This is a genomic window from Planctomycetota bacterium (assembly GCA_038746835.1).
Taxonomy (GTDB): Bacteria; Planctomycetota; Phycisphaerae; order Tepidisphaerales; family Tepidisphaeraceae; genus JBCDKH01.
On the sequence record JBCDKH010000312.1, the window covers coordinates 1 to 2,095 of the forward strand.

General features: G+C 63.4%; 4 protein-coding genes. 1 reads left to right on the forward strand and 3 read right to left on the reverse strand.

Translation table 11 applies throughout. From position 1 onward, the window contains the following. Both AAGI46_16960 and AAGI46_16965 read right to left on the reverse strand, forming a co-directional pair. Nucleotides 1–695 (reverse strand): 1-deoxy-D-xylulose-5-phosphate synthase N-terminal domain-containing protein (locus AAGI46_16960; GenBank protein ID MEM1013898.1); only part of this gene is annotated, 695 nt, incomplete at its 3' end. Between the two features lie 111 nt (nt 696–806). Continuing rightward, nucleotides 807–1,373, reverse strand: coding sequence for a hypothetical protein (locus AAGI46_16965; GenBank protein MEM1013899.1), 567 nt, complete (start codon nt 1,371–1,373; stop codon nt 807–809). A gap of 139 nt (nt 1,374–1,512) precedes the next feature. Between AAGI46_16965 and AAGI46_16970 the strand changes: the two genes are divergently transcribed. Continuing rightward, complete coding sequence (locus tag AAGI46_16970) at nt 1,513–1,833, forward strand: hypothetical protein (GenBank protein ID MEM1013900.1); 321 nt, start codon at nt 1,513–1,515, stop codon at nt 1,831–1,833. 4 nt (nt 1,834–1,837) lie between these two features. Here AAGI46_16970 and AAGI46_16975 read toward each other — a convergent pair. Then, nucleotides 1,838–2,095, reverse strand: a 258-nt coding sequence (locus AAGI46_16975; protein MEM1013901.1) for a UDP-glucose 4-epimerase GalE, incomplete at its 5' end; no start/stop codon positions are given.

Sequence of the window (2,095 nt, forward strand, 5' to 3'; positions counted from 1 at the left end):
ATCATCGCGTCTTCGACGGCATGGGGCATCTGCTTCAGGAAGCTCTTGGTGAGCTTCTTGAACTCCTCGTACGTCGTGCTGACGCGGACACGCTCGAGGTACTCCGCAAACGCGCCCTGCGGCCCGCTGATGCTCATGCCGTTGTCGTTGAGCACGACGAGAAGCTGACGATCGAGCGTGCCAGCGTTGTTGAGCCCTTCGAATGCCAGGCCATTGACGATGCTGGCGTCGCCGACGAGGGCGACGACATGGTTGTCCCGGTCCATCGCCTTGTCGGCTCGCGCCATGCCGACCGCGGTCGAGATAGCGGTCCCCGCATGGCCGACGCCGAAGAGGTCGTAGTCGCTCTCGCCGGGCATCGGGAAGCCACCAATGCCGCCGTCCTTGCGAAGCTGGTCAAACCCGGCCTGACGGCCGGTGAGCATCTTGTGCGGATAGCACTGGTGGCCCACATCGAACAGCAGCCTGTCCGGGCCCTCCGGGTATGGGCCGAAGTCGTAGACGTGATGCAGAGCGATGGTCAGCTCGACGACGCCGAGGTTGCTGGCGAGGTGGCCGCCACTTCTGCCGACGGCATCGAGGATGCCAGCCCGCATTTCGTCGGCGAGCTGTTCGAGCCCATTCATGTCCAGCCGCTTCACGTCGGCCGGCGTGGCGATGGTGGGCAGGATGGGCGTGCGGTTCGGCTCAGTCATCGGCAAGTCGCTACGGCACCACACTCTATGCGGCCCCAGCCGCTGTCTTACCCGATGCTGCTGCTGCTGGGAAGTGCCCGCAACTTTCAACGGCCCCGTCGCGCCCAGACCTCACGAACTGAGCCGGCGAATCAGTCCGATAATGAGGCACACAACGCCTGCGAGCAGGAGCGGAACCCCGATGCAGAAACTGATACCGCCCACGGCCCCGCTGCCGGCGAAGCTCATGATGCTCGGACCGACGAGCATGGCCGCAGACTCACCCTCGTCGGCGGTGACCTCGATCTCATACGTGCCAGCCGCGGGCAGGGTGAAACCCCGGATCGCGACCCACTCCGGTCCTCCGCCTTCAAACCGCTCATCGATCGTGGCGCTCTGGACGCTGACGCTGCTGTCGTCGGGAGCGGTGACGGTCACCGACAAACCAGCCGGCTCGACACCACCGTCGCTGTAAAGCCGGTAGTTTCCCGAATCGGTAGCGGAGAAAGTCGTTGAGCCGGGCGCGTCGAACTCCGACATCCCGCTGCCGAACTCAGTGACGATGCTGCCAATGGCAATGCCGCCGACGATCATCAGGACGACGCTAACCATGGTCAGCAGGCCGCCGATGATGAGAAGAACTTTGCCCTTCTTCTTGGGCGGCTCGTTTGCCGGAAGAGCGACGGGGTCGAAGGTCATAGCCCAAGACTAGCGGGCTCCCGCCGCCTCGCCAATCGGGCGGCTGCGCAAGCTGACAAACCCATCGATCTCATTGATGACGATCGAATAGGCTCATGCGATGAGAATCACTCGGGGTGACGGATCAGACCGACATTTGGTGCTCTCGCTCCTCACGATCCCCATCGTGTTCTTTCTCCTGATCACCTCGTTCCCGGCCGGCTTGCTGCCGCCCATGATCATCGGGTCGGTATTCGAAGATCGGCCGACGGCTGACTCCCAAAGCGGTGAGACCTTGTGGCTCCTGCTCGTTGCCGGAGTCGCGACTGTGATCCACCTCGGCGTCTCAACACTGGCACTTCGCAAACGCCGAAGCTGGTTTGCAGGACTGAGCGGAACACTGTGGCTCGCCCTGGCGTGGGTCGTTTACCTGCTCGGGCTCGGGATGGGCGTCTTGCTCGCGATCGAGATCGCCACCTGAATGATCAGTCGCCGTAACCGTCCGGGTGCTTCTCGTGCCAGGCCCAGGCGGTCTTGATGATCTCGGCTGGGTCCTTGAACTGGGCCTCCCAGCCGAAAAGTTCCTTGGCATAGGACGGATCGGCGTAGAGGGCGATCGCGTCGCCGGCGCGGCGATCGCCGTACTCGACCGGGACTTCCTTGCCTGTCACGGCCTCGGCGGCCTTGATGATTTCTTTGACGCTGAAGCCGCGACCGGTGCCGAGGTTGGCCTTGATTTCGCG